The 647-nt window shown below is 38.5% G+C and carries 1 protein-coding gene and 1 pseudogene; both read left to right on the top strand.

Annotated features, from left to right (window positions below):
- Positions 1 to 333, top strand: a 333-nt coding sequence (locus SAZ04_RS23745) for a carbohydrate ABC transporter permease (RefSeq protein WP_332699550.1), incomplete at its 5' end; no start/stop codon positions are given.
- Positions 333 to 647 (top strand): annotated as a pseudogene (locus SAZ04_RS23740) (carbohydrate ABC transporter permease); the annotation flags it as partial. The gene SAZ04_RS23745 and the pseudogene SAZ04_RS23740, both read left to right, overlap by 1 nt.

The following is a 647-nucleotide window of genomic DNA, read 5'->3' as shown; positions in this document are numbered from 1 at the left end:
GATCAAGGACTTTATGAAGCGTCTAATTTAGATGGAGCCAATAAATGGCAGGAATTTTGGAAAATCACATTCCCGCTTATTGCGCCGTTTTTCACGATCAATATGGTCCTTGCAATGAAAAATTTCTTAATGGTCTTTGACCACATTATGGCGTTAACAGGCGGTGGACCAGGTCGATCAACAGAGTCGATTTCCTTATTGATTTACCGTGGTGGTTTCCAAGGCGGGGAATTCGCTTATCAATCGGCTAATGCGGTGATTTACTTTATCATCATCGTAACGATCTCGATTATTCAAATTCGTTTCTTACAGAAGCGGGAGGTGCAGATGTAATGAACACGAAAAAAATAAACTGGACCGTCACCACGTTACTTATCGTTGGTTCTATCGTCATTTTATTTCCACTTTATTTAACCGTTGTGAATGCATTTAAAACGCCGCAAGAAACGGCTCGAAGTATTTTAGCTCTTCCTTCTTCGTGGAGTATTGAGAATTTCACAACAGCCATTGAAATGACCAATTTCTTTAATGCGTTTTCGAATAGTTTCTATATTACGTTCTTCACCGTTTTTTTAACGGTGTTAACGAACTCATTGGTCGCTTATGCGATTGCTAGAAACATGCATAAAAAAGTGTATAAAGTATTA

It is taken from the genome of Halalkalibacter lacteus (genome assembly GCF_036663595.1).
GTDB classification, from domain to species: Bacteria; Bacillota; Bacilli; order Bacillales; family Bacillaceae_D; genus Halalkalibacter; species Halalkalibacter lacteus.
The sequence above is the reverse complement of the archived record's forward strand: the minus strand, read 5'-3'. Positions and strand labels throughout refer to the sequence as shown.